This window comes from Alteromonas sp. CNT1-28, assembly GCF_022348345.1.
Lineage (GTDB): Bacteria > Pseudomonadota > Gammaproteobacteria > Enterobacterales > Alteromonadaceae > Alteromonas > Alteromonas macleodii.
Map to the genome: position 1 here is coordinate 111,853 of NZ_JAKREZ010000003.1, position 20,910 is coordinate 132,762.

At 46.4% G+C, this 20,910-nt stretch carries 16 protein-coding genes; 13 read left to right on the plus strand and 3 right to left on the minus strand.

Annotated elements, in window-relative coordinates; translation table 11 throughout:
- Positions 1-2 precede the first annotated feature (2 nt).
- Positions 3-1,487 carry a PepSY-associated TM helix domain-containing protein gene (locus MHN02_RS03215; RefSeq protein ID WP_239244526.1) on the plus strand — a complete coding sequence of 495 codons (1,485 nt, stop codon included), beginning with the start codon at positions 3-5 and terminating at the stop codon, positions 1,485-1,487.
- A 313-nt stretch (positions 1,488-1,800) separates the two neighbouring features.
- On the opposite strand, the gene MHN02_RS03220 is transcribed toward MHN02_RS03215, so the two are convergent.
- Positions 1,801-2,379 carry a demethoxyubiquinone hydroxylase family protein gene (locus tag MHN02_RS03220; RefSeq protein WP_239244528.1) on the minus strand — a complete coding sequence of 193 codons (579 nt, stop codon included), beginning with the start codon at positions 2,377-2,379 and terminating at the stop codon, positions 1,801-1,803.
- Between the two features lie 205 nt (positions 2,380-2,584).
- Between MHN02_RS03220 and MHN02_RS03225 the strand changes: the two genes are divergently transcribed.
- The 3 genes from MHN02_RS03225 to MHN02_RS03235 all read left to right on the plus strand — a co-directional run bounded on the left by MHN02_RS03225 (position 2,585) and on the right by MHN02_RS03235 (position 5,992).
- Positions 2,585-3,655: an SMP-30/gluconolactonase/LRE family protein gene (locus MHN02_RS03225; RefSeq protein ID WP_239244530.1), complete on the plus strand. Its 1,071-nt coding sequence runs from the start codon at positions 2,585-2,587 to the stop codon at positions 3,653-3,655.
- A gap of 253 nt (positions 3,656-3,908) precedes the next feature.
- On the plus strand, positions 3,909-5,573 hold the full coding sequence (locus MHN02_RS03230) for a S41 family peptidase (RefSeq protein ID WP_239244532.1): 1,665 nt from the start codon (positions 3,909-3,911) through the stop codon (positions 5,571-5,573).
- Positions 5,573-5,992, plus strand: coding sequence for a hypothetical protein (locus MHN02_RS03235; RefSeq protein WP_014979155.1), 420 nt, complete (start codon positions 5,573-5,575; stop codon positions 5,990-5,992). The genes MHN02_RS03230 and MHN02_RS03235 overlap by 1 nt, the downstream gene beginning before the upstream one ends.
- A gap of 91 nt (positions 5,993-6,083) precedes the next feature.
- On the opposite strand, the gene MHN02_RS03240 is transcribed toward MHN02_RS03235, so the two are convergent.
- Positions 6,084-8,426 (minus strand): YgiQ family radical SAM protein, encoded by a 2,343-nt coding sequence (locus tag MHN02_RS03240; RefSeq protein WP_239244534.1) that lies wholly within the window; start codon positions 8,424-8,426, stop codon positions 6,084-6,086.
- Between the two features lie 254 nt (positions 8,427-8,680).
- On the opposite strand from MHN02_RS03240, the gene MHN02_RS03245 reads away from it, so the two are divergent.
- On the plus strand, positions 8,681-9,145 hold the full coding sequence (locus MHN02_RS03245) for an EVE domain-containing protein (protein WP_239244560.1): 465 nt from the start codon (positions 8,681-8,683) through the stop codon (positions 9,143-9,145).
- A gap of 125 nt (positions 9,146-9,270) precedes the next feature.
- On the opposite strand, the gene MHN02_RS03250 is transcribed toward MHN02_RS03245, so the two are convergent.
- Complete coding sequence (locus tag MHN02_RS03250; protein WP_014979158.1) at positions 9,271-9,681, minus strand: hypothetical protein; 411 nt, start codon at positions 9,679-9,681, stop codon at positions 9,271-9,273.
- Positions 9,682-9,848: 167 nt separating this feature from the next.
- Here MHN02_RS03250 and MHN02_RS03255 point away from each other — a divergent pair, with 167 nt between their 5' ends.
- From MHN02_RS03255 to MHN02_RS03290, 8 genes are all read left to right on the plus strand, one after another.
- Positions 9,849-12,188: a TonB-dependent receptor gene (locus MHN02_RS03255; RefSeq protein WP_239244536.1), complete on the plus strand. Its 2,340-nt coding sequence runs from the start codon at positions 9,849-9,851 to the stop codon at positions 12,186-12,188.
- Positions 12,189-12,203: 15 nt separating this feature from the next.
- Entirely contained in the window at positions 12,204-14,357 is a 2,154-nt protein-coding gene (locus MHN02_RS03260) for a bifunctional TVP38/TMEM64 family protein/FAD-dependent oxidoreductase (RefSeq protein ID WP_239244538.1), read from the plus strand.
- 5 nt (positions 14,358-14,362) lie between these two features.
- Positions 14,363-15,352, plus strand: a complete 990-nt coding sequence (locus MHN02_RS03265; RefSeq protein WP_239244540.1) for a DUF547 domain-containing protein — start codon at positions 14,363-14,365, stop codon at positions 15,350-15,352.
- On the plus strand, positions 15,339-16,742 hold the full coding sequence (locus tag MHN02_RS03270) for an ABC transporter substrate-binding protein (RefSeq protein ID WP_239244542.1): 1,404 nt from the start codon (positions 15,339-15,341) through the stop codon (positions 16,740-16,742). The genes MHN02_RS03265 and MHN02_RS03270 overlap by 14 nt, the downstream gene beginning before the upstream one ends.
- On the plus strand, positions 16,742-18,541 hold the full coding sequence (locus MHN02_RS03275; RefSeq protein ID WP_239244544.1) for an ABC transporter permease subunit: 1,800 nt from the start codon (positions 16,742-16,744) through the stop codon (positions 18,539-18,541). The genes MHN02_RS03270 and MHN02_RS03275 overlap by 1 nt, the downstream gene beginning before the upstream one ends.
- Before the next feature lie 54 nt (positions 18,542-18,595).
- The gene (locus MHN02_RS03280; RefSeq protein WP_014979164.1) at positions 18,596-19,225 is read left to right on the plus strand and encodes an ATP-binding cassette domain-containing protein; all 630 of its coding nucleotides are present in this window, start codon (positions 18,596-18,598) and stop codon (positions 19,223-19,225) included.
- A 76-nt stretch (positions 19,226-19,301) separates the two neighbouring features.
- On the plus strand, positions 19,302-19,967 hold the full coding sequence (locus MHN02_RS03285) for a CDP-alcohol phosphatidyltransferase family protein (RefSeq protein WP_014979165.1): 666 nt from the start codon (positions 19,302-19,304) through the stop codon (positions 19,965-19,967).
- A gap of 72 nt (positions 19,968-20,039) precedes the next feature.
- Positions 20,040-20,909: a sterol desaturase family protein gene (locus tag MHN02_RS03290; protein ID WP_239244546.1), complete on the plus strand. Its 870-nt coding sequence runs from the start codon at positions 20,040-20,042 to the stop codon at positions 20,907-20,909.
- The last annotated feature ends 1 nt before the right edge of the window (position 20,910 follow it).

Sequence of the window (20,910 nt, forward strand, 5' to 3'; positions counted from 1 at the left end):
CGATGGATAAAATAACAAAACAAAATGCATTAAATGCACATACTTGGGTAGGCGTTTTTCTAAGTGTACTTCTCTTTTTGGTGTGCTTATCTGGGACCGTTGCGGTTTTTCACTTAGAGTTTGAAAGGTGGGAACAGCCGCATATTGAAGAAATGAAGAATGTTTCTCCTGATGTTGTTGAAAAGGCGATGGACACCTTTTTGGCTCAGAATACGCAGGAGTCTCACCATCTTTATGTGGTTTTCCCTACATCAGATATCCCTCGGTTGGTGGTAGAAAACGATCATGCTGCTTACTTTGCCGACAGTGAAGGTAACTTATTAGAGCAAGAAAGCGTGTCTTTTACCGAAATGCTCGTGAACTTGCACTTGTATCTCAATTTGCCACAAAGTTGGGGAATGATTTTGGTCAGCGCTTTGGGCGCTATCATCTGTACCCTTGTCGTCACTGGAATTATTGCTCACAAACGAATAGCAAAAGATGCTTTTAAACTTCGACGGGGTGGCAACGGTCAGCAAGCACAAATTGATTTGCACAACCGTTTTGGACTATGGGCAGCGCCTTTTCATTTAGTTATAGGTATAACAGGCGCATATTTTGGTATGGCAGGGATCATTTTGGTGGTTGTTGCCTCACTAAATTACGAAGGCGATCGCGACGCGGTTATCCAGAAAATCTTTACGCCAGACCCTGTATTAGCGCCACAGGAAGGTAAACCGGCTATTGGTAGGGCGTTTGCACAAATGGAAACGCTAGCGCCAGAAAAGTCGCCAATATTTTTAACGGTACACGAAGTCGGTGAACCAGAGCAGTTCATCGAAATATATGCCAAGGCACCCAATAGAATGATCTACGCAGAAGGCTATCGATTCGATACGGCGGGTAACTTTATCGGTGTGGCCGGCTATGAATTCGGTGAATGGGGTAAGCAGTTGGTATGGGCGATGTACCGTTTGCACTTCGGTGACTTCGCCGGCCTTACCAGCAAGTGGCTGTACTTTGTTCTTGGTGTAATGCTGACCATGCTTTGCGTGTCGGGTATGGAGATTTGGCTGTCTAAGAAGGCGCATCCGCCGTTAGCAAGCAGGCTTTGGTACAGCACGGTGTGGGGTAGTGTGAGTGCACTCGCATTAACTGCTGTAGCAGATATGTTTTTTACAGGCTCGCTCATCGCCGTTTTTTGGTGCCTTATGCTATTTAATACCGGCATTACAGTGGGAGTTAAATCACTCACAAAGCCGATATGGTTGCTTATATCAGGCCTAAGCGTAATGGTGTTACTCATAGCCTATGCGGCTATGCACCAAAGCGCGACGCTATCGGTTGCGTCACTTCAGCTTAATATACCTATGGCGGTGTACGTGGTGTGGAGTGTTTATCGTGCTAATACGCTGCTTAAGCGTGCTAAAAATGCAGAAAGTCAGATTGAAGCCGACGCGAGTAACAGCGTGCCTCAATCAGCGCAAGAAAAAAGAGTGAATGCGTAAATCTTATCGTAACTATTAGGGGCTCACAGGAAGCCCCTTAGTTACGCTTCTTTCTTTTCCACGTACCGCCATACATATAGCCATTGCTGGCCTTTGCTCGTTCTTGACAAGCTTTGCATACTATACGCCACGTGTCTTCATCACCACATCGAATACGAAACTGTGTGTCGGCATTGATAGCGCAGTTGTCACAGGGTTTTGGTAGCCGAACTCTGTCCTTTTTTCCCACTTTAAAAGCGTCTCTTTTTTTTCAATTAATAAATTCTCTGATGCCTATTTTTTATCACAGGTCAATGCGCATAAGCTCGAAAACTTAAATCACTTTTGCGATTGCAACGGCAATAGAAGAGCCTTTTTCAACGGCTGCGCCCCATAATTTCATTAATAACGACGGCCTTTTCGTCATTAGGATCAGCGCTTCATCTCTGTGATGTTGTTCATCTGCTTGGCATTGTCTAAACCGATTTATAACGTTTGAAGGGGGGATGGGTAACGCAGAAATGCGCTTACATTGTTCTTCGTAATGCGAATCTACGAACTGCTCTACTCGGTAAATGGTGTAGTAAAAGCAATTTATACCGCAAAGTCTTGGAATAAAGCCGGTGATAAACCCAGAAGCTATCCATAAAAGTAAAATAAAACTGCCTCTAAAAAGCGGCATCTCGTTTTCAAACACGGCGAGGTGTCGTCTTTCCGTTTTAAGGTGCTCATATATGAAGGGTTGTGCCTCGTTGTTTGTGCCAGAAAGATTAACCAGTTTTAAAACACATTCGGCAAATAGAGCACCACGGTATATCCAAACGGCTCCCGTCTCTCCCGCGTGGCTCGCACGTAGCTCTTTGTCTACTTGCTTAGCATAATTATCTCCGAGTGTTTTTGCATAAAATGGCATGACGTACCTCAGTAGCATTTTATAAACAAACGATCTGAAGGGGGGAATGGATGCTACCTAACGAATTTGTAATGCATATTCAAATATGCGCTATTTAGAAAGCTCTGGATGATAGTGTTCTATTTATAAACGAAAGCAGAGTATCGGAGGGTTGCTTGCTATGGTTGATAGATAGACAACATGCGTTGCTTGTAGGAGAGCATAAATGAAGGTATTCGGTGGAGTGTTCATAGTCATTTTAGGGTATTTACTACTATGGCCAGTACCCATTGCGCCAATGAGCTGGCAAGCACCGAACAGTAACGGGTTTTCAGGGCAATTCGCTGAGAACACACGTTTGTCAGGTCTTACGCTCATTGCATTAGACTCAGATAATGGGCCGGAGGATTTTGCTATAAATGCTGCGGGAACTATTGCAACAGCTACCCACTCTGGAGCGGTATTGTTAAAGAAAAAAGGAGACGCAACATTTGCTCCATGGATTAACACGGGTGGACGTCCGCTGGGTATCGAGTTTGATGCAGACGATAACTTATTAATTGCTGACGCCCATCGCGGATTGCTAATCGCAAACCCTGAGGGTGAGCTAACGGTACTGGTTAACCAAGTTGACAACACGAAAGTTATGTATGCCGACGATGTGGATGTTGCTAATAACGGCAAGATTTACTTCACTGATGCAACCACGAAGTTTTCAGCCATGGAATATGGAGGAACGCTGCAAGCTAGCCTGCTAGAAATTTTGGAACATAGAGGCAATGGCAGGCTTATAGAGTACGACCCAGTACGTAGAACCAGCAATGTACTGATGGATGGTCTGGTTTTTGCGAATGGTGTCGCAATAAGCCATGATCAAAATTCAGTGTTGGTCAACGAAACCGGTAAATATCGCGTGTTGCGTTATTGGCTAGTTGGGCCAAAACAGGGCCAAGTGGAGGTCGTGATTGATAATTTGCCTGGATTCCCAGACAACATCAGCCAGGCAACTAGCGGCGCGTACTTTCTGGGTCTTGCTTCGCCTCGCTCCGCTCCCGTTGACGCTCTATCTGACAAGCCTTTCATTCGTAAAATTGTACAGCGTCTGCCACAGTTCATGCGCCCGCAAGGTCAAGCATACGGGCACCTTGTTAAAATAAGTGAAAGCGGAGAGGTTTTACAAAGTTACCAAGACCCTAGTGGTGGCTTTCCCTTTGTTACAGGCGCAATACAGACAGATGAAGGTGTATATGTGAGTAGCTTAACTGCACGAGCAGTAGGTGTGTTGCAGTTAAACTAGAGACGATAATAAGCATATTGTTACGGCAGAATAAGTAGTCTTCTTTTCTACCGCGATAGAGCGATACGCGTCACGAATGAAACTTTCTCATCAACTCTGCAACACGTTTTCTTACATTTCGAAACATTTTAAACTTTTGTTATGTAGTTACGCTTAGAAGGATATGTCACTATCGGCTATGCTAATAAAAGTTGTTTTTAGCACAAGTTTAATAGTTTTGGGCTAGCCGTTTTAAAAGGATATTTTCTAAATCATGAAAGCGTATACGTATTCTTCTGTTGCACTTGCAGTCACGATTTCTCTTCTAGCTGGATGTGGAGGCGGCTCAGGCTCGTCCAATACCCCTCCTGTGGTGACAACGCCTACCACGCCAACGACACCTGTAACAACAGAGCCAGAGTGGGAAGCGGGGGTGTATGAACCGCAATCTCAATATTTAGCGAAATGTGAGACTCCTAGAAGTGGTATTGATCCTTTTACTAATAGGGCTTACCCAGATACACAAGGTACCGCTATGGATGAAAAGCTGTGGCTACGTACTTGGACTAATGACACTTATCTGTGGTACGACGAAATAGATGACAATGACCCTGCAAATTTCTCAGTGTTGGGATATTTTGATCAGCTTAAAACCAATGAGCTAACGCCAAGCGGTACGCCAAAAGATAACTTCCACTTTTCACAAGACACTGCCGAATATAACGAACTGTCTCAATCGGGGATTTCATCGGGCTATGGGTTTGATTGGGAATTTGGTTCAACAACCGTGCCGAGAGTACTAACAGTGCGATTCACTGAGCCGGGTTCACCTGCAGCTACTGCTGGCGTGCCTCGCGGTGCGACCCTTTCGCGTATAAACGGCGTCGACTTTGTCAATGCCAACACGCAGCAGGGCGTCAATGCGATTAATGCTGCTCTGTTTCCGGAAGACGCAGGTACGGTGACAAGCTTTGAGTTTGTGCAGGTTGATGGTTCAACTCTCTCAGTAGACATCACCTCCGGCGATATCAGCGTAACGCCGGTTCAAAACGCAAAGGTACTCGATACCGAAAACGGCAAAACGGGCTACTTCCAATTCAATACCTTTATCGTTACCGCGCAAGAAGGGTTGATTGATGCGTTCGATATGTTTGTTGAAGAAAATGTGACCGAACTCGTCATTGACCTTCGCTACAACGGCGGAGGACGTTTGGCGCTGGCTTCACAGCTTTCCTATATGATAGCGGGTCCTAACCAAACCAATAACGCAACCTTTGAAACATTGCGTTTTAACGATAAAAACCCAAACACCAACCCTGTCACCGGAGAGACCATTCGTCCAACACCGTTTTACCGCAACGTTATTGACTATAACGCAGGGCAACTTACCGACACGCTTCTGCCTAGCCTTTCGCTGACGAAGGTTTACGTTTTAGCCACGGGCGCGACATGTTCAGCAAGTGAAGCGGTAATGAATGCACTTCGTGGTATTGATGTAGAAGTAGTGCAAATTGGCTCTACTACTTGTGGTAAGCCGTATGGGTTCTACCCAACAGACAATTGCGGTGAGACCTACTTTACTATCCAGTTCCAAGGAGTGAATAACAAAGGGTTTGGTGATTATGCTGACGGTTTCATGCCTACCACCACGCCTAATTTCGATTTTGAGTTGCCGGGGTGTGAAGTTGAAGATGACTTTACCGCAAGCTTGGGCGACCCAAATGAAGGGATGCTATCAGCCGCATTGGAATATGCTGCTACAAGCTCATGTCCCGAAGTTGTCACGTCAAACGGCGTGGCGGATGTCAAAGCACTGCGCAGTAACCAAAGTGCGTTAGGGGGCGAAAAGCTTATTCCTATCGACAAGCCTGAACAACGCAAAGAGAACTTTATTTTACACAACAAAATAAATCAGCCTGTTATTCAGGAGCGCAAGTAATGTCGCTTCCTAATAAAAAAGGAAAATTGCTAAAAGGAAGATTGCTAGCAGCACCTCTCGCCATACTTTTGCTCTCGGCGAGCGGATGCGCGACAACGCAGGAGGCTGAGTTACACGAGGCAATAACCAAATCCATAAGTGTGAGTCAAAAGCAAACTATTGAAAGTAAGATCAGCAACTGGTTTGGTGGTCTAAATATAACGATAGCCGATGATGCATTCAGTCAAACCGCGAGCATTACGATTGAGCGTAAAGCAAAGGATGATAGTAGGGGATTACCTATTGACGGAAGGCACGACAACCCTGTTTATAGCTTTACGCTGCTAAGTGATGGTGAACAGTGCGTGTTGCGTAACGACCAAAATGGGGAACTTACCAAGCTTGAAAATGTGACCTGTTATATTGTGGACGAGGCATAAGTCGGGATAAATCGACGAAAGCGCAATGTCATCGTTGACAATAGGCATTAAAAAAACGCCCAGAGTTTACAAGCTCTGGGCGTTTTTGTTGCTATCGTTTGTGCATGCTTGGCTGCTTTTGCGTGCGGCCGCGGCTGTTGCCACTACTATTATTTCCTTTCGAAGCGTTGCCTCTGTTCTTATTCCCGCCGGCGTCGTTACGCTGCTGTGCTGTGTTACCACGACCTTGCTTGTTAGCGTTGGAATTACGTCGGCTCTTATTTACGCTGTTACCGCCTTTGCTGTTCTTGCCCTGAAAGGTAGGAGGAAGCCCAGTATGTTTGGTTAGTGCGCGTTCACCACGACGGCCTTTTTGCGCTTTTTGGCGTTTTTCATCTGCCGTTTCTGGCGGAACAAGGTGCTGAGGACCACGGCCTATTAAGTCTTCACGCCCCATACGCGTAAGGGCTTCGCGAATTTGCGCAAAGTTTTTCGGGTCGTGATAACGCAGCATCGCCTTGTGTAATCGACGGTGAATTTCACCTTTTGCAGAAGGCACCTCTTCACTGTCTCTAGTGACTTTGCGAAGGGAATTTACCTCGGTATGGTACATGGTGGTAGCCGTTGCCATTGGCGACGGATAGAAGTTCTGTACCTGATCGAGCTTAAATTTGTTTTCTTTAAGCCAAATCGCAAGGCTTAGCATATCGTCGTCGGTGGTACCCGGGTGCGATGCAATAAAGTAAGGAATAAGGTACTGCTTTTTACCTGCTTCTTGTGAGTACTTATCAAATAGCTCTTTGAAGCGGTAGTAGCTGCCCATGCCCGGTTTCATCATTTTTGAAAGAGGACCATCTTCGGTGTGTTCTGGAGCGATCTTTAAGTAGCCGCCTACGTGGTGAAGGGCCAGCTCTTTCACGTATTCTGGGTCTTCTACTGCTAGGTCGTAACGTACGCCTGAAGCAATCAATATCTTTTTAATTCCAGGCAACTCACGAGCACGGCGGTATAAGTCGATAGTTGGCTTATGGTCCGTATCCATGTGCGCACAAATGCTAGGGTACACACAAGACGGGCGACGACATGTAGCTTCTGCTTTAGGGCTCTTACAGCGCAGGCGATACATGTTCGCCGTCGGGCCGCCTAAGTCTGAAATAACACCAGTGAAGCCCGGTACCGTATCGCGTATTTGCTCAATTTCTCGAATAATAGAGTCTTCAGAACGGCTTTGAATAATACGCCCTTCGTGTTCAGTAATAGAGCAGAAGGTACAGCCGCCGTAGCATCCGCGCATAATATTAATACTGAAGCGGATCATATCGTATGCAGGGATTTTAGCATCGCCATAGACAGGGTGAGGCACACGCTGATAGGGTAAATCAAATACCGCGTCCATCTCTTCGGTTTCAAGCGGCATGGCCGGTGGGTTAATCCAAATGTGTCTGTCGCCGTGGCGCTGCATTAGCGCACGCGCACAACCAGGATTGGTTTCTTGGTGCAAAATACGCGACGTATGTGCGTATAACACCTTGTTGTCTTTCACCGTTTCGTACGCAGGTAGCTTAACGTACACGTTTTCCCAAGGCTTACGCTTTTCTTTCTCTTTTTGCGCAGGCTGAATCACAATGGGGGCGGCTTCTGGCGCTTCACTGCTTTTGGCGTCTTTATCCTGCGAATCGCACTCGGGCTCCATCTGGTAGGGGCTTGGAATGGCGTCTATCTTGCCCGGCCTGTCTAGAGAGGTCGAGTCAACACCTTGCCACTCTGGTAAGGCTTCTTTAACGATAATCGCAGTACCGCGAATGTCTCGCAAATCGGCAATATCTTCACCTGCCGCTAAGCGATGAGTGACTTCAACAAGAGGACGTTCGGCGTTACCGAAAAAGAGCATATCCGCTTTGGAATCGAACAGTACAGAGCGGCGTACTTTTTCACTCCAATAGTCGTAGTGCGCAATGCGACGTAAGCTGGCTTCTATGCCACCAACAATAACAGGTACGCCTTTAAACGCTTCACGGCAGCGCTGTGAATACACGGTAACTGCACGATCAGGGCGCTTGCCACCTACATTGCCTGGCGTGTAAGCGTCATCGTGACGAAGCTTTTTGTCAGACGTGTAACGGTTGATCATAGAGTCCATATTGCCGGCTGTTACGCCGAAATACAGATTGGGTTTACCCAACTTCATGAAGTCGTCTTTGCTGGTCCAGTCTGGCTGTGAAATAATCCCCACGCGAAAACCGTGTGCTTCAAGTACTCGGCCAATCACCGCCATACCAAAACTAGGGTGATCTACATACGCATCGCCCGTTACCAAAATAACGTCACAGCTGTCCCAGCCAAGGGCATCCATTTCTTCCTTCGACATGGGGAGAAACGGCGCAGTACCCAGACAGTGTGGCCAATATTTAGGGTAAGAAAACAGACCGCGATCGGCCTTAATGGTGGCTTGCATAGTAATCACATCTAGATAAATCAGAGAGTTGCTGAGCTTCAATAAGGCTGTAGCTCAGAATAAGTGCGTAATTATAGCAGTGTTGGCCAAGCTAAGGTATAGCACTGTCATTAAATTAAAGAGCTTTGTATACTCACTTAAAGCAACAAGCTGCAAAGCTAGCCATGAGCGCAGGTTTTTATGAGCGCTTCAAATGCCCGCATTTAGCGAATGAAAGGCTTGTCTATTTACAACGAAGAGAATTAACGACGACTATGGCGTATTGGCTATTTAAAACAGAACCTGATGCATTTTCAATCGATGACTTGGCAAACCGCCCAGAACAAACGGAACCGTGGGACGGCGTAAGAAATTACCAAGCGCGTAACTTTTTACGAGACGGCGTTAAAAGGGGTGACAAAGTATTTATCTATCATTCAAGTTGCAAGCTGGTCGGCATTGCAGGTGTTGCTGAAGTGGTAAGAGACGGCTACCCGGACACCACGCAGTTTAACCCTGAATCAAAATACTACGATCCTAAATCAAGTCAGGATAACCCCCGCTGGTATCGCGTTGACGTGAAATTTGTAGAGAAATTTCCAAGCGTTCTGCCGCTTTCAGTGATTAAAACGATGGACGGTATTACTGAACTGCCATTGGTCAAAAAAGGTGGAAGACTGTCAATCATGCCTGTAGAAGAGGCTGAATGGCAGCAACTGTATGCTGCTGCCAAACAGTAAGTTAAATGCTAAAAAGCGTAGCCGTCATATCTTGTTAGCTTGCTAAAGATAAATATAAGGGCTATCGCTATGCGCTAACTTTCTAGCGTGCTGTGTATCTAGCGTGTTTAGCTAACGAATAGCTGCTACTTGCCAATGGCAAATTTAGTATCGGCATCGCGCAATAGGAAAAGTGCAAAGCACGCGCCCCACATTGGCCATGCAGCAAAAAACAGCAGGTGATTAAAGGCATCTAGATACTGCGGGAATGAAGACAGGGTAGACCCACCGTGAAGGATAAAAATAAGACCGTAGGTGTATTTTTTCGCAAGTCCCGCTAAGAATGCCAAAACCAGCGCAAGCTGCAGTGCGCCCATAACGTAAACGGCCATTTCAGGCACGCCGCCGATACCATAGAACTTTTCAAAAATGGCCATGCCGTGGGCTGGGTTAACAAACTTATCGAGTGTCCATACGAACATAACGATAAATATTGTTACGCGAAGAGAAAGTAGCGACCATTGTAGTCGGTTTTGAATATCGGTGTTGTTTTGCATACATGCTCCAAAAGTATAATAGTGCAAGCATACTAGAACGACCGTTCAAAATAAAAATTTCAATTAATTTTGTGTTTTTTAATATTTTTTTGAAAATTAAATGTACTGAAATTTTTTGTGACGCGTATCGGTCTTGTCGAACAAGAATTAAAAATACGGATCTGTTAATGAAAAAAGTAATCGGCCTAGCCGTTAGCACACTCGCACTTGCCATCAGTCAATCGCTCTATGCCAAACAAGCGGCAGATATTGAAGTGGTTGAGGTAACCGGAAACCAGCAGAGTTTAGATACGCTAAATCCTGGCGACAACACACTTAAACGCATTTTCGGTAGCGGTTTAAGTGCAGCTGAGACGCCTAGAGCGGTGACGTCACTGTCGGCACAAGCGATAGAGGCACTTAACATTAACGATTTACACGACATCGTAAAAGCGGCGCCTAACGCGTACGCCTCTAGCGGCTTTGGCACGCCAAGCCTGCCCAGTATACGCGGCCAATTAGGTGAGCTTTTTCAAGATGGTATAAGACGTCAAGCAGGCAACAATGGCTTTGGTTTGCCTTTGTCGTTCAACAGCGTCGAGCAAATTGACGTGGTGAAAGGGCCGTCGCCAGTGTTGTTTGGTAGCACGCAGCGCAACGGTGGCTTTGTAAACCTTCAAACAAAGGTTGCGCCGACCACAGAAAGCAAGGGGAAAGTCACCCTTCGCGCCGGGCGCTGGGATCAGTATTCAGCGCAAGTGGATTACGGCACAGCTATAGAAGAAGGTAAAAGTGGTATTCGCTTTAGTGCAGAGTACTTAGACCATGGCAGTTTCTACGATTTTGCCGAGCGCGATAGCACGAACCTGTTTGTAGCCTATCGCTATACGCCAAGCGATGTACTGACGTGGGATATCAGCGCGGAGTATTATGACACAGACTATCCAGACAACGCAGGTATCAACCGCCCAACGCAAGACCTTATCGATAACGGTATTTATATTACTGGGCAAGGCACTCAGCCGAATGGCAGTACAGTACCGGGGGCAGGTGCTATCATTTCTCCTACCGGAGAAGTGGTTATTCCTCGCAACCGCGTATTCACAAATCCTGACGACATTAACGGTGCTGAAACTACGGTTATTCGAAGCAGTGTCGAATACAAAATGACTGATAACGTGGCGCTTCGCAACATTACTTATTATCAATATCTTGAACGTGAAGAAATAGCGCAAAATAGCTTTGTTGAGATCATTGACGGGGCTGACACATTCGAAAACCGCACTGAGCTAGATTATAAGTGGAACGACAGCCAAACCACGACTGTAGGGTTAGCGCTACGTTACAACGACGTGTTGGGCTATAGCCAGTTTACCACTGAGGCCGATAATCCGATTGATTTAACCGGGCCTATCTCAAACCGCGTTATTCCGCTTACCGATGCCCAAAAAGCCCGATTAGTTGAGCTGCGTCCTGGCGTATATGTTTCACCGGGTGCGCAATACGACGTAGACGGTGATGGTAACGGCGATTTTAACTTGTCAGACACCACCGACTCTACCGCATGGCAAACAGGCCTGGCGCTTCAGCAGCGCTCTATTTGGACCGATAAATTTTCAACTATTGCTGGCGTACGTGTTGATTACTATGACGTAGACGCGCGTGACCCACTAGCGCCGATTGGTGTTGAAGCAGCTTCAGATTCGTACAGCGATACATTAACCAGCTACCAGTTAAGTGCAGTGTACAAATTAACGGGTGATGTAAATGCTTACGCGGCGTTTTCAGAAAACGACGCAACATCGAACAGCATGGCGGGTGGCACGGTGTTAGGCGGTAATAACGAGATTAACCCGCTTAACTTTGCTACTGAAAATACGCTGTACGAAGTGGGTGTAAAATATGCGCCAAACAGCAGCTGGTATGCAGAGGCCGCTGTGTTTGACCAAACCCGAAGCCTACGTAACCGTGATGGCAGTAACAGTGGTGTGAAAACGCAAGGTTTCGAACTACAAATGTTCTATCAAGCAGACGATGTTTGGGTAAATGCCGCGTATAGCTACTTAGACGCGCGTTTTGATGATTCAGCGGCGTTCCAAGGTACGGCGCAGGTTATTGATGCGTTTGATAATAGTCGCCCTGATATTATTGAAGGTACAGGAGTAGGATCACCTTCTTTTGCCGCGTTCCCTGCATCAGACAGTCGCGTTCAGGGGATCCCGCCACAAATTGCTTCTATTAACGCTGGCTGGCAAATTACGGATGACCTGCAAGTGGGGGCAAGTGCTCTCTATACCAAGTCATTCCCACTAGACTTTCTGCAAACGGTGCATATTCGCGACCAATATACGGTTGATGTAAATGCAGACTATCAAGTAACAGATGACCTTCGATTGCGTTTAGATATCATTAATGTGACCGATGAAGAAAACTGGCAGCCGCTGTTTGAAGGTGGGTATTTCGGTGCGACACTTGTCATGCCAAACGTACCTCGTCACGCTCAAGTTACCATGCAATACGCGTTTTAAGCGCTAAGGATATTTATGTTTAAGAAAATAGCGCTTTTAGGGGTTATCGTTGCCGCCATATTTAGCTTTTTTTATTTTGATTTAAATAGCTATCTAACCCTTCAAGGTATGAAGGATTCACTCGATACGTTTCAATCGCAGATTGCTCAAAACCCGGTATTAAGTATAGGTGTGTTCTTTGCCATTTATGTTGCCGTAACTGCACTTTCTTTGCCAGGAGCAGCTATTTTGACCCTGGCAGCAGGGGCTTTGTTTGGCCTGGTTCAAGGCTTAGTTATTGTATCGTTTGCCTCGAGCGTAGGGGCAACGCTGGCGTTTTTAGTTTCACGCTTCATATTACGCGACACCGTGCGAAATAAGTTTAAAGAAAAGCTCAAAAAGATTGATGAGGGCGTGGAAAAGCAAGGTGCGTTTTACTTATTTACCCTGCGCCTAGTGCCAGTATTCCCGTTTTTCCTTATCAACCTGTTGATGGGGCTAACGTCGCTTAAAACCTGGACATTCTACTGGGTAAGCCAAGTGGGCATGCTTGCGGGCACCGCGGTATATGTAAATGCGGGTACTCAACTTGCCCAAATAGACAGTTTGTCTGGCATTGTCTCACCTGGGCTTATCTTTTCATTTGTACTTTTAGGCATATTCCCTTGGATAGCTAAAGCTATCGTAGCAGTGGTCAATCGCCGTCGCGTGTACAAAGGCTACAGCAAGCCAAAGAAGTTTGATCGCAACTTAGTGGTTATTGGAGCGGGTGCAGGTGGTTTGGTTACCAGCTATATTGCTGCTGCGGTGAAAGCAAAAGTCACGCTGGTAGAAGCTGGCGAAATGGGCGGCGACTGTCTTAACTACGGCTGCGTACCGAGCAAAGCCATTATAAAAACGGCAAAAGTGGCCAATCAAATGCGCCATGCCGATAGCTATGGTTTAGAGCCGGTAACACCCGCTATGTCGTTTAAAAGGGTGATGGCACGTGTGCACGAAGTGATTGCGGCAATCGCGCCTAATGACAGTGTAGAGCGTTACACTAGCTTGGGTGTTGATGTTGTAAAAGGCTATGCGAAAATTATCGACCCTTGGACGGTGGAAATCAAAAAGAACGATGGCGGCACCCAAACACTAACCACAAAAAATATTGTGGTTGCTACAGGTGCAGCACCATTTATTCCCGAATTACCAGGCATTGAGCAAAGCGGCTATGTCACCTCTGATACCTTGTGGACCAAGTTTGCTGAACTTGAAGACGCGCCAAAACGTTTAATCGTATTAGGTGGCGGGCCTATTGGTTGTGAGCTCGCCCAAGCCTTTTCACGCCTTGGCAGTGACGTAACGCAAGTTGAGCGTGCCCCGCGTTTAATGGGCAGGGAAGATGCGGATGTGGCGGAGTATGCTGAGTCTGTGCTTAGAGAGAGCGGCGTAAACGTATTGACGTCCCATGATGCGCTTCGCTTTGAACAACAAGACGGTGAAAAAGTACTTGTTGTAGCGAAAGAGGGTGTTGAATCTACTATCGCCTACGACGAAGTCATTGTGGCTGTGGGACGAAAAGCCCGTTTACATGGTTTTGGTCTGGAAGACTTAGGTATTCAATTTGATAGAACAATTGAAACAGACGAATACTTGCAAACCCTGATGCCTAATATCTTTGCCGCTGGCGATGTAGTAGGGCCTTATCAATTTACCCACGTGGCCGCCCACCAGGCTTGGTACGCTGCAGTCAACGCACTTTTCGGCACGTTTAAAAAATTCAAAGTTGATTATCGTGTTATCCCATGGACAACCTTCATCGATCCGGAAGTAGCGCGCGTGGGCATTAACGAGCGTGACGCTGCCGAGCAAGACATTGACGTTGAAGTAACGCGATACGAGTTTGCAGAGTTAGATCGTGCTGTTGCGGAAAGTGCTAGAAAAGGGTTTATTAAAGTACTCACGCCACCGGGTAAAGACAAGATACTGGGCGTTACTATCGTCTCGGAACACGCAGGAGACTTATTGGCTGAGTTTGTTATTGCGATGAAGCACGATCTAGGGTTAAACAAGATCCTTGGCACTATCCACGCTTACCCAACATGGGCTGAAGGCGCAAAGTATGCAGCAGGGAATTGGAAGCGCGCAAACGCACCTGAAAAATTGCTCAGCTATGTAGAGAAATTCCACACGTGGCGCAGAGGGTAGTTAATGTGAAAAAAGCATTAGCGGTGACAAAAGGCTTAGCGGTGAAAAACGCATTGGTGATGGCGAGAGAACAAGTAATGACAAGAGTAATCGCGATGTCCAGACGAATCACTATTAGAAAATTTGGTCGATTGGCAGTAAGCAGCATCATGCTGCTTGCTGCAAGCGTAAGCTTTTCTGCTCTCTCTGATGAAGCGGTGCCAAAGCAATTGAACAGGCTACACGAACCGTTTAGTGCGTTGCTAAGCGAGCATGTGAAAACCATAGACAATGGTGCCAGCACGCAAGTTGATTACCATGGGTTTAAACAAGATAGGGAACGTTTAACTCAGTATTTAAATAGCTTAGCTAAGGTAGAAAAAAGTACCTTTGACGGCTGGAGCAAGGCCGACCAACTGGCATTTCTTATCAATGCATACAATGCTTATACCGTTGAGCTAATCCTCACCGAATTCCCAGACATAGACTCTATTCGCGATTTAGGCAGCTTTTTCTCGTCGCCATGGAAAAAGGAAATTGCGCCGCTACTTGGTAAAACCCGTACGCTGGATGAAATAGAGCACGAACTTATTCGCGGACAAAATAAAACCACGGAAGGATATAACGAACCTCGAATTCATTTCGCCGTAAACTGTGCCAGTATTGGTTGCCCTGCGCTGCGAGAAGAAGCGTATGTTGGCGCAAGGCTAGAAAGCCAGCTTGACGCACAAACCAAGCGTTTTTTAGCCGATACGTCTCGCAACAGAATGGACGGTAACACCTTGAAGCTTTCAAAAATATTCGACTGGTACAGCGAAGATTTTGAAAAAAACACCAATCGGAAAAGTGAAAGTTGGCAAGGTATTAAAAACGTAAACACGGAAAATCTCAGCCAATTTTTGCTGTTATACAAAGATGCATTAAACCTATCGAGTCAGCAGGTTTCAGTGCTTGAGCAAGATAACGCAGCGCTAGAATTCTTAGATTACGACTGGGCACTCAATGCCACGCAATAGCGCTTCAGTTAGCACGAAAACGGCTTGTTTACGCCGCTTTGGCAAGTTTAGTCGCCTCATTAAGGGGCTGGCACTGGCATCAGCTGTTTTCAGTTCTCAGCTAATCACGGCTTCTCATTCATTTGCGGTACCGTTTGATATTCCCAGTGTTGATGGTTCTATTGTTGAAGTTTCTGGCAATGAAATACAGAGCCAGCCTCAAGCGCCAACACGTGCGTCAACGGCGGTCAATCGCACTTCAGCGCAATCGCCTAAAGACGACACACAAAGCAAACCTCTGGTACGTTTTCATGCATGGGGGGGGAGCGCTCAAGTAAATGGTTATTTGCAATGGGTCGCCGCGCAAGTTAGCCAGCGTTTTAACATCGAACTGCAGCACGTTAAGCTTGCTGATACCAGTGACGCCGTGTCACGCGTATTAGCAGAAAAAGCGGCCGGTAATCACGATAACGGCAGCGTAGATTTAATATGGATAAATGGCGAAAACTTTGCGGCAATGAAAAAGCATGACTTGCTCGCTAAAGACTGGGTTAAAGAACTTGATCATTTCGCGCTAACCCGCCCGGAAAAGAACTCTGCCATGGTAACCGATTTTGGCGAACCCACGCTTGGTATGGAAGCGCCGTGGGGGAAAGCGTCCATGGTGTTTTATTATCGCAGCGCGCACATGAAAGCGCTAGGCACTGCGCCTCCTCAAACCATTAATGAACTGCTTCGCTTCTCTCAAAAAGCGCCAGGACGCTTCACTTATCCAGTGCCAAGCGATTATTTAGGCATTAGCTTTATAAAATACGCAGCAATTGCACTTAACGGCGATAAGCAGTCTTTGTTTTACCGCCCCGTTACTGAACAGTCTCTTCAGGCTGTATTGCCAGCGCTTTGGACTTATTTGGACCAGCTGCATCCCACTATGTGGCAGCAAGGGAAGTATATGCTTCGCCAAGCCTCACAACTTCAACGCTTGGTTGGCACAGGTGAGTTAACACTCGCGTTTTCATTTACCGCCGCTGAAATTCCATCTGCCGTAAATCGTTTTGATTTACCCGATGATGTTCGCACCTATGCCATGCAAGACGGTAGCCTTGCTAATGTCCATTTTGTGGGGCTGACCTACAATTCGAAAAACAAAACAGCAGCAAAGACAGTAGTAAATTTTTTGCTTTCGCCAGAAGCACAGGCCGAGAAGCAAAAGCTGGAAGTGTGGGGTGACGATACGGTTCTTGATATGGCATCGCTGACACAAGCACAAGCTATGCTGTTTAAAGACGAGTCTGTGCACAAATCTGCCCTCGACAAATCTCAGTCAGCGGTGCTGTTAGCCGAACCCCATGCAAGCTGGACTGATAAATTGCGCGAAGCCTGGTATGAACGTTACGGGGCTCGCTACTAATGTTTATTCACATTACACTTGTTGCACGCTGGTGCTTGCTACTTTTACTTTGTATTCCCGTATTGGCAGGGCTGGTAGGGGTAATATTTCCTGCGTTAGGTTATTTCCCAGCTATCGGCGCAAACACCTTTTCAGCGCAAGTGTTTGCTACGCTATTCGGTCTTCCAGACATTTGGCAAATGATGTGGTTGTCGCTTTTTACGGGCGTAGGCTCAACCCTTTTAGCCGTAATAGCAGCGTTTTGTATTCTCGCCACGTTTTACGAGTCTTCCCTGCTAGGCAAAATTCAGGGTGTGTTAAGCCCGTTTCTGGTATTTCCCCACGCAGCTGCAGCTATTTCCCTTTTATTTGTAGTTAGCCCTTCTGGTATCTTTGCAGCAGTCACCACGCGCTTGAATGCGTATTTTAGTCATGCTTTCACAACCCCCTTTGTTAATGAAATCAGCGAAATGGCATTGCCCGCTGCGAATGATGGAACGCTACTTTATGACAGTCTAGGACTAAGTATACTTATCGCGCTTAGCCTGAAAGAGCTGCCGTTTATTTTGTTAATGACGCTAAGCGTTATGTCTCAGCCGCTGGTGAAAAAGAAACTCACGGGGTATGTAAAGGTGGGGACAGCGTTAGGTTATTCGCCTACTGCGAGCTTTTTTAAACTGGTGCTGCCGACAATTTTTTCCCAGATAAAGTTACCGCTTTTAGCAGTACTAGTTTTCGCCACTTCAAATGTAGAAATTCCACTTATTCTAGGCCCAAATAACCCGAGCACTTTGGCTGTCGCCATTATGCACTGGTTTAATCATATTGATTTGTCCATGCGACTGCTTGCAAGTAGCGCTGCTGTGGTTCAGGTGGCAGTTTCAGCCGTGGCGGTACTGTTGTTTTTTGGTATAGAGCGATTAGTGACCTACACCGGTAAGCGCAGCCTTTCAGGTGGAAATCGATATTTTGCCGATGTAGTGTTACGCGCGTGCGGCTTTGCCATCATGGCGTTTTACATTATCTTGATTTGCACAGTGGTATACACGGTTGTTGTGTACTCCTTTGCTAAGCAATGGCATTTCCCGCTGTTATTGCCAGAGGGGCTAACACTGCTGCATTGGAATACGGCAACAAGTGCGCTGACAACACCGCTTATTAATACCTTATTGCTTGGCGCGCTGGTGAGTACAACTTCATTGGTACTTGTTTTATTTACCCTAGAAAGCGAACAGTTAAAGCCAGCGCGTGCTCTTGCTTCGAATGCATTTTCTGTCTCTCTATTTTTGCCACTATTGGTACCTGGCGTAGCTTTCCTATATGGTCTGGTCTGGTTCCAGCAGCTTGTTTTTCAAAACGCCGTATGGTTTCACACCTATGTGGCGCACATGGTTTATGTTGTGCCCTACGTGTTTTTATCGATGGCGGTGGCGTATAGGAAGTTTGACAACCGATACGCCATGGTGGCGCAGAGCTTGGGCAAAACGCCGTGGCAGGTGTTTTACCATGTTAAGCTGCCTTCGTTGTTCAGCGCCATTATGGTGGCATGGGCGTTGGGGCTGGCGATTAGTTTTAGCCAGTATTTACCTACCTTGCTGGCGTCTGGCGGGACGCTCCCTACTGTTACTACCGAGGCTGTAGCGTCGGTATCGGGGAGCAGTACGCGACTTACTGCGGTGTATGTCATTATTCAAGCGGTAATGCCGTTAATTGGATTTATGATCGCTTGGTACATGCCTGCAGTTGCAACGAGAAGACGAAGTAGGCAAATGCTGGTATCAGATCCTCACAGCAATCGTTCTGCAGACCCGGTGCAGTAAAAGCGCATGGCTAACATAAAAACAAGAACAAAAACTACAAGGGCGTAATTTATAGTGCTTAGTTTAGAAAACGTCGTTATTTATCGCGATGACAAGCCGCTGCTTCAGTTAAGTTCTGAGGTAGCAAAGGGGGAAGTGCTGACCGTTATGGGACCTAGCGGCGCAGGTAAATCTACTTTGCTTCAAGCCATCGCCGGACAGCTTCAGGCTCCCTTTAGCGTTACTGGACAAATTAAAATTAACCACGTGGTGATAAACGATATCGATGCGCACCTTCGCAAAGTGGGTATTATGTTTCAAGATGCGCTTTTATTTGAACACATGACCGTGGGAGAAAACATTGCGTTCGCTATGCCTGATAAGGCATATAAAAACAAGCAATTGAAACACGATGCTATTAATGCGTTATTAGTAGCCGTCGAACTTGATGGCCTCGCTGACCGGACTGTGAATACGCTCTCTGGTGGCCAGCAGGCCAGAGTAAGCCTTATCAGAACGTTAGCTTCTGAGCCTGATGTGGTATTGCTTGACGAGCCGTTTAGCAAACTAGATGTAGCCCTTCGTAGTCAAATCCGCAGCTGGACATTTTCGCAGCTAAAAGCACGTAATATACCCGCAGTATTAGTGACGCACGATAAAGACGATGCGCTAGCCGCAGGCGGCAACGTCATAGAAATTTTATAGCGGTATTACATAGGTACTGCCGAAGGTAGTACTGAAATAGTAAAAAAATACTGCAGAGCGAGTAAAGAGACATGTTATGTTAGATGCCAAAGTTACCCCTTTTATAAAGCCACTTTTAAAACCGTTGATAAAAGCGCTAAACAGCAAGGGCGTTACCCCAAATCAGGTTACGCTTGCCGGGTTTGTCATCGGTGTTCTTGCGCTTCCCTTTATTATTCTTAACTGGTGGAATATGGCGCTAGTCTGCATCATATTGAATCGTGTTTTTGATGGAATTGACGGTGAACTGGCACGCTATCAGCAAAGTAGCAGCAGTGCAGGTGGTTTTTTGGATATTTGCTTAGATTTTCTATTCTACGCTTCTATTCCTTTGGCGTTTGGCATTGCTAACCCTCAAGAGTGGGGCATACCAGCAATGGTGCTGTTAGTTACCTTTATTGGCACTGGCAGCAGTTTTTTAGCCTTTGCCATTGCAGCAGAGAAGTTTCAAATAGATAGGCCCCAGTTTGCTAACAAGAGTTTTTATTATATGCAGGGGTTAACCGAAGGCACTGAAACCATTTTAGTGTTTTTGGCGTTCTGTATTTGGCCGCAGTATTTTGCAACGCTTGCCTATGTGTTCGCTGCAGCCTGTGCCGTAACAGTCATTACTCGCATAGCAGGGGGCTTTTCTACGCTTCACAGGGTAGAGCGCGACGCTGCAAAGTCAGAACGCACAGTGCCTTCTTCAGGTTATGAATGATGGTGAAAGTTCTCGTAGCAGTAAAAGTAATCTGAATTTTGGAAGTAATTAACGTGATAAAGGTAATTTGCTTTGGATAATACCGCGGTTATTCGCTTAAGCGTATTTCTTGGCGTTTTTGTGCTTATGGCAGTACTTGAAGCACTGTTGCCAGCGCGAGAAGCCGTGCTTAGTAGGAAAACACGCTGGTTGGGTAACTTGTCCATGGTGGTAATGGGGGCACTGGTATCGCGTATTTTGCTTCCGGCCACACTCGTTGGTGTGTCTTTATGGGCGCAGCAGAAAGGCATAGGTGTGTTCAACGTTTTACTGGATGCCGTGCCGGCTGATGCTTCAAGCTCCAATCAACTGCTAAACAGTGGTGAGCCTCTCAATAATTCATCAACGTATCTTGTTCATATAGCCATCGTAACGTTAAGTGTTTTACTACTTGATATGCTTATCTATTGGCAGCACCGACTTTTTCATACCGTGCCTATGTTGTGGCGCTTTCATAAAATGCACCATGCCGACAGTCATGTCGACACCACTACAGGCCTTCGCTTTCATCCAGTTGAAATTGCTATGAGTTTAGGTATTAAAGCCGCGGCGGTGGTGATACTAGGCGTGCCTGCTATTGCTATTGTTATCTTTGAAGTGGCGCTAAATGGCTTTGCCCTTTTTAATCATGCCAATATTAGGTTGCCACAAAAGTGGGATGATAGAATTGGGCTTGTGCTAATCACACAGCGCTTACATCGCATTCACCATAGCCAGGCTAAAAATGAATCTAATTCGAACTACGGGTTTAGCGTATCGTGGTGGGATAGGCTCTTTAGTAGTTTTACGCCTCGTGCTGCGTTTAGCGACGAAACATTGCCCATTGGTCAAAAAGACGTGCCAGCCACTAAGAAGAACGCAAGTATCATTGCGCTTTTACTGCAGCCATTTAAAAAGAGATAGG

What these genes read in the sequence shown, in the direction of transcription:
- MHN02_RS03215 (WP_239244526.1), top strand. Translation starts at nt 3, where the DNA reads ATGGATAAAATAACAAAACAAAATGCATTAAATGCACATACTTGGGTA.
- MHN02_RS03220 (WP_239244528.1), bottom strand. Translation starts at nt 2,379, where the DNA reads ATGCCATTTTATGCAAAAACACTCGGAGATAATTATGCTAAGCAAGTA.
- MHN02_RS03225 (WP_239244530.1), top strand. Translation starts at nt 2,585, where the DNA reads ATGAAGGTATTCGGTGGAGTGTTCATAGTCATTTTAGGGTATTTACTA.
- MHN02_RS03230 (WP_239244532.1), top strand. Translation starts at nt 3,909, where the DNA reads ATGAAAGCGTATACGTATTCTTCTGTTGCACTTGCAGTCACGATTTCT.
- MHN02_RS03235 (WP_014979155.1), top strand. Translation starts at nt 5,573, where the DNA reads ATGTCGCTTCCTAATAAAAAAGGAAAATTGCTAAAAGGAAGATTGCTA.
- MHN02_RS03240 (WP_239244534.1), bottom strand. Translation starts at nt 8,426, where the DNA reads ATGCAAGCCACCATTAAGGCCGATCGCGGTCTGTTTTCTTACCCTAAA.
- MHN02_RS03245 (WP_239244560.1), top strand. Translation starts at nt 8,681, where the DNA reads ATGGCGTATTGGCTATTTAAAACAGAACCTGATGCATTTTCAATCGAT.
- MHN02_RS03250 (WP_014979158.1), bottom strand. Translation starts at nt 9,681, where the DNA reads ATGCAAAACAACACCGATATTCAAAACCGACTACAATGGTCGCTACTT.
- MHN02_RS03255 (WP_239244536.1), top strand. Translation starts at nt 9,849, where the DNA reads ATGAAAAAAGTAATCGGCCTAGCCGTTAGCACACTCGCACTTGCCATC.
- MHN02_RS03260 (WP_239244538.1), top strand. Translation starts at nt 12,204, where the DNA reads ATGTTTAAGAAAATAGCGCTTTTAGGGGTTATCGTTGCCGCCATATTT.
- MHN02_RS03270 (WP_239244542.1), top strand. Translation starts at nt 15,339, where the DNA reads ATGCCACGCAATAGCGCTTCAGTTAGCACGAAAACGGCTTGTTTACGC.
- MHN02_RS03275 (WP_239244544.1), top strand. Translation starts at nt 16,742, where the DNA reads ATGTTTATTCACATTACACTTGTTGCACGCTGGTGCTTGCTACTTTTA.
- MHN02_RS03285 (WP_014979165.1), top strand. Translation starts at nt 19,302, where the DNA reads ATGTTAGATGCCAAAGTTACCCCTTTTATAAAGCCACTTTTAAAACCG.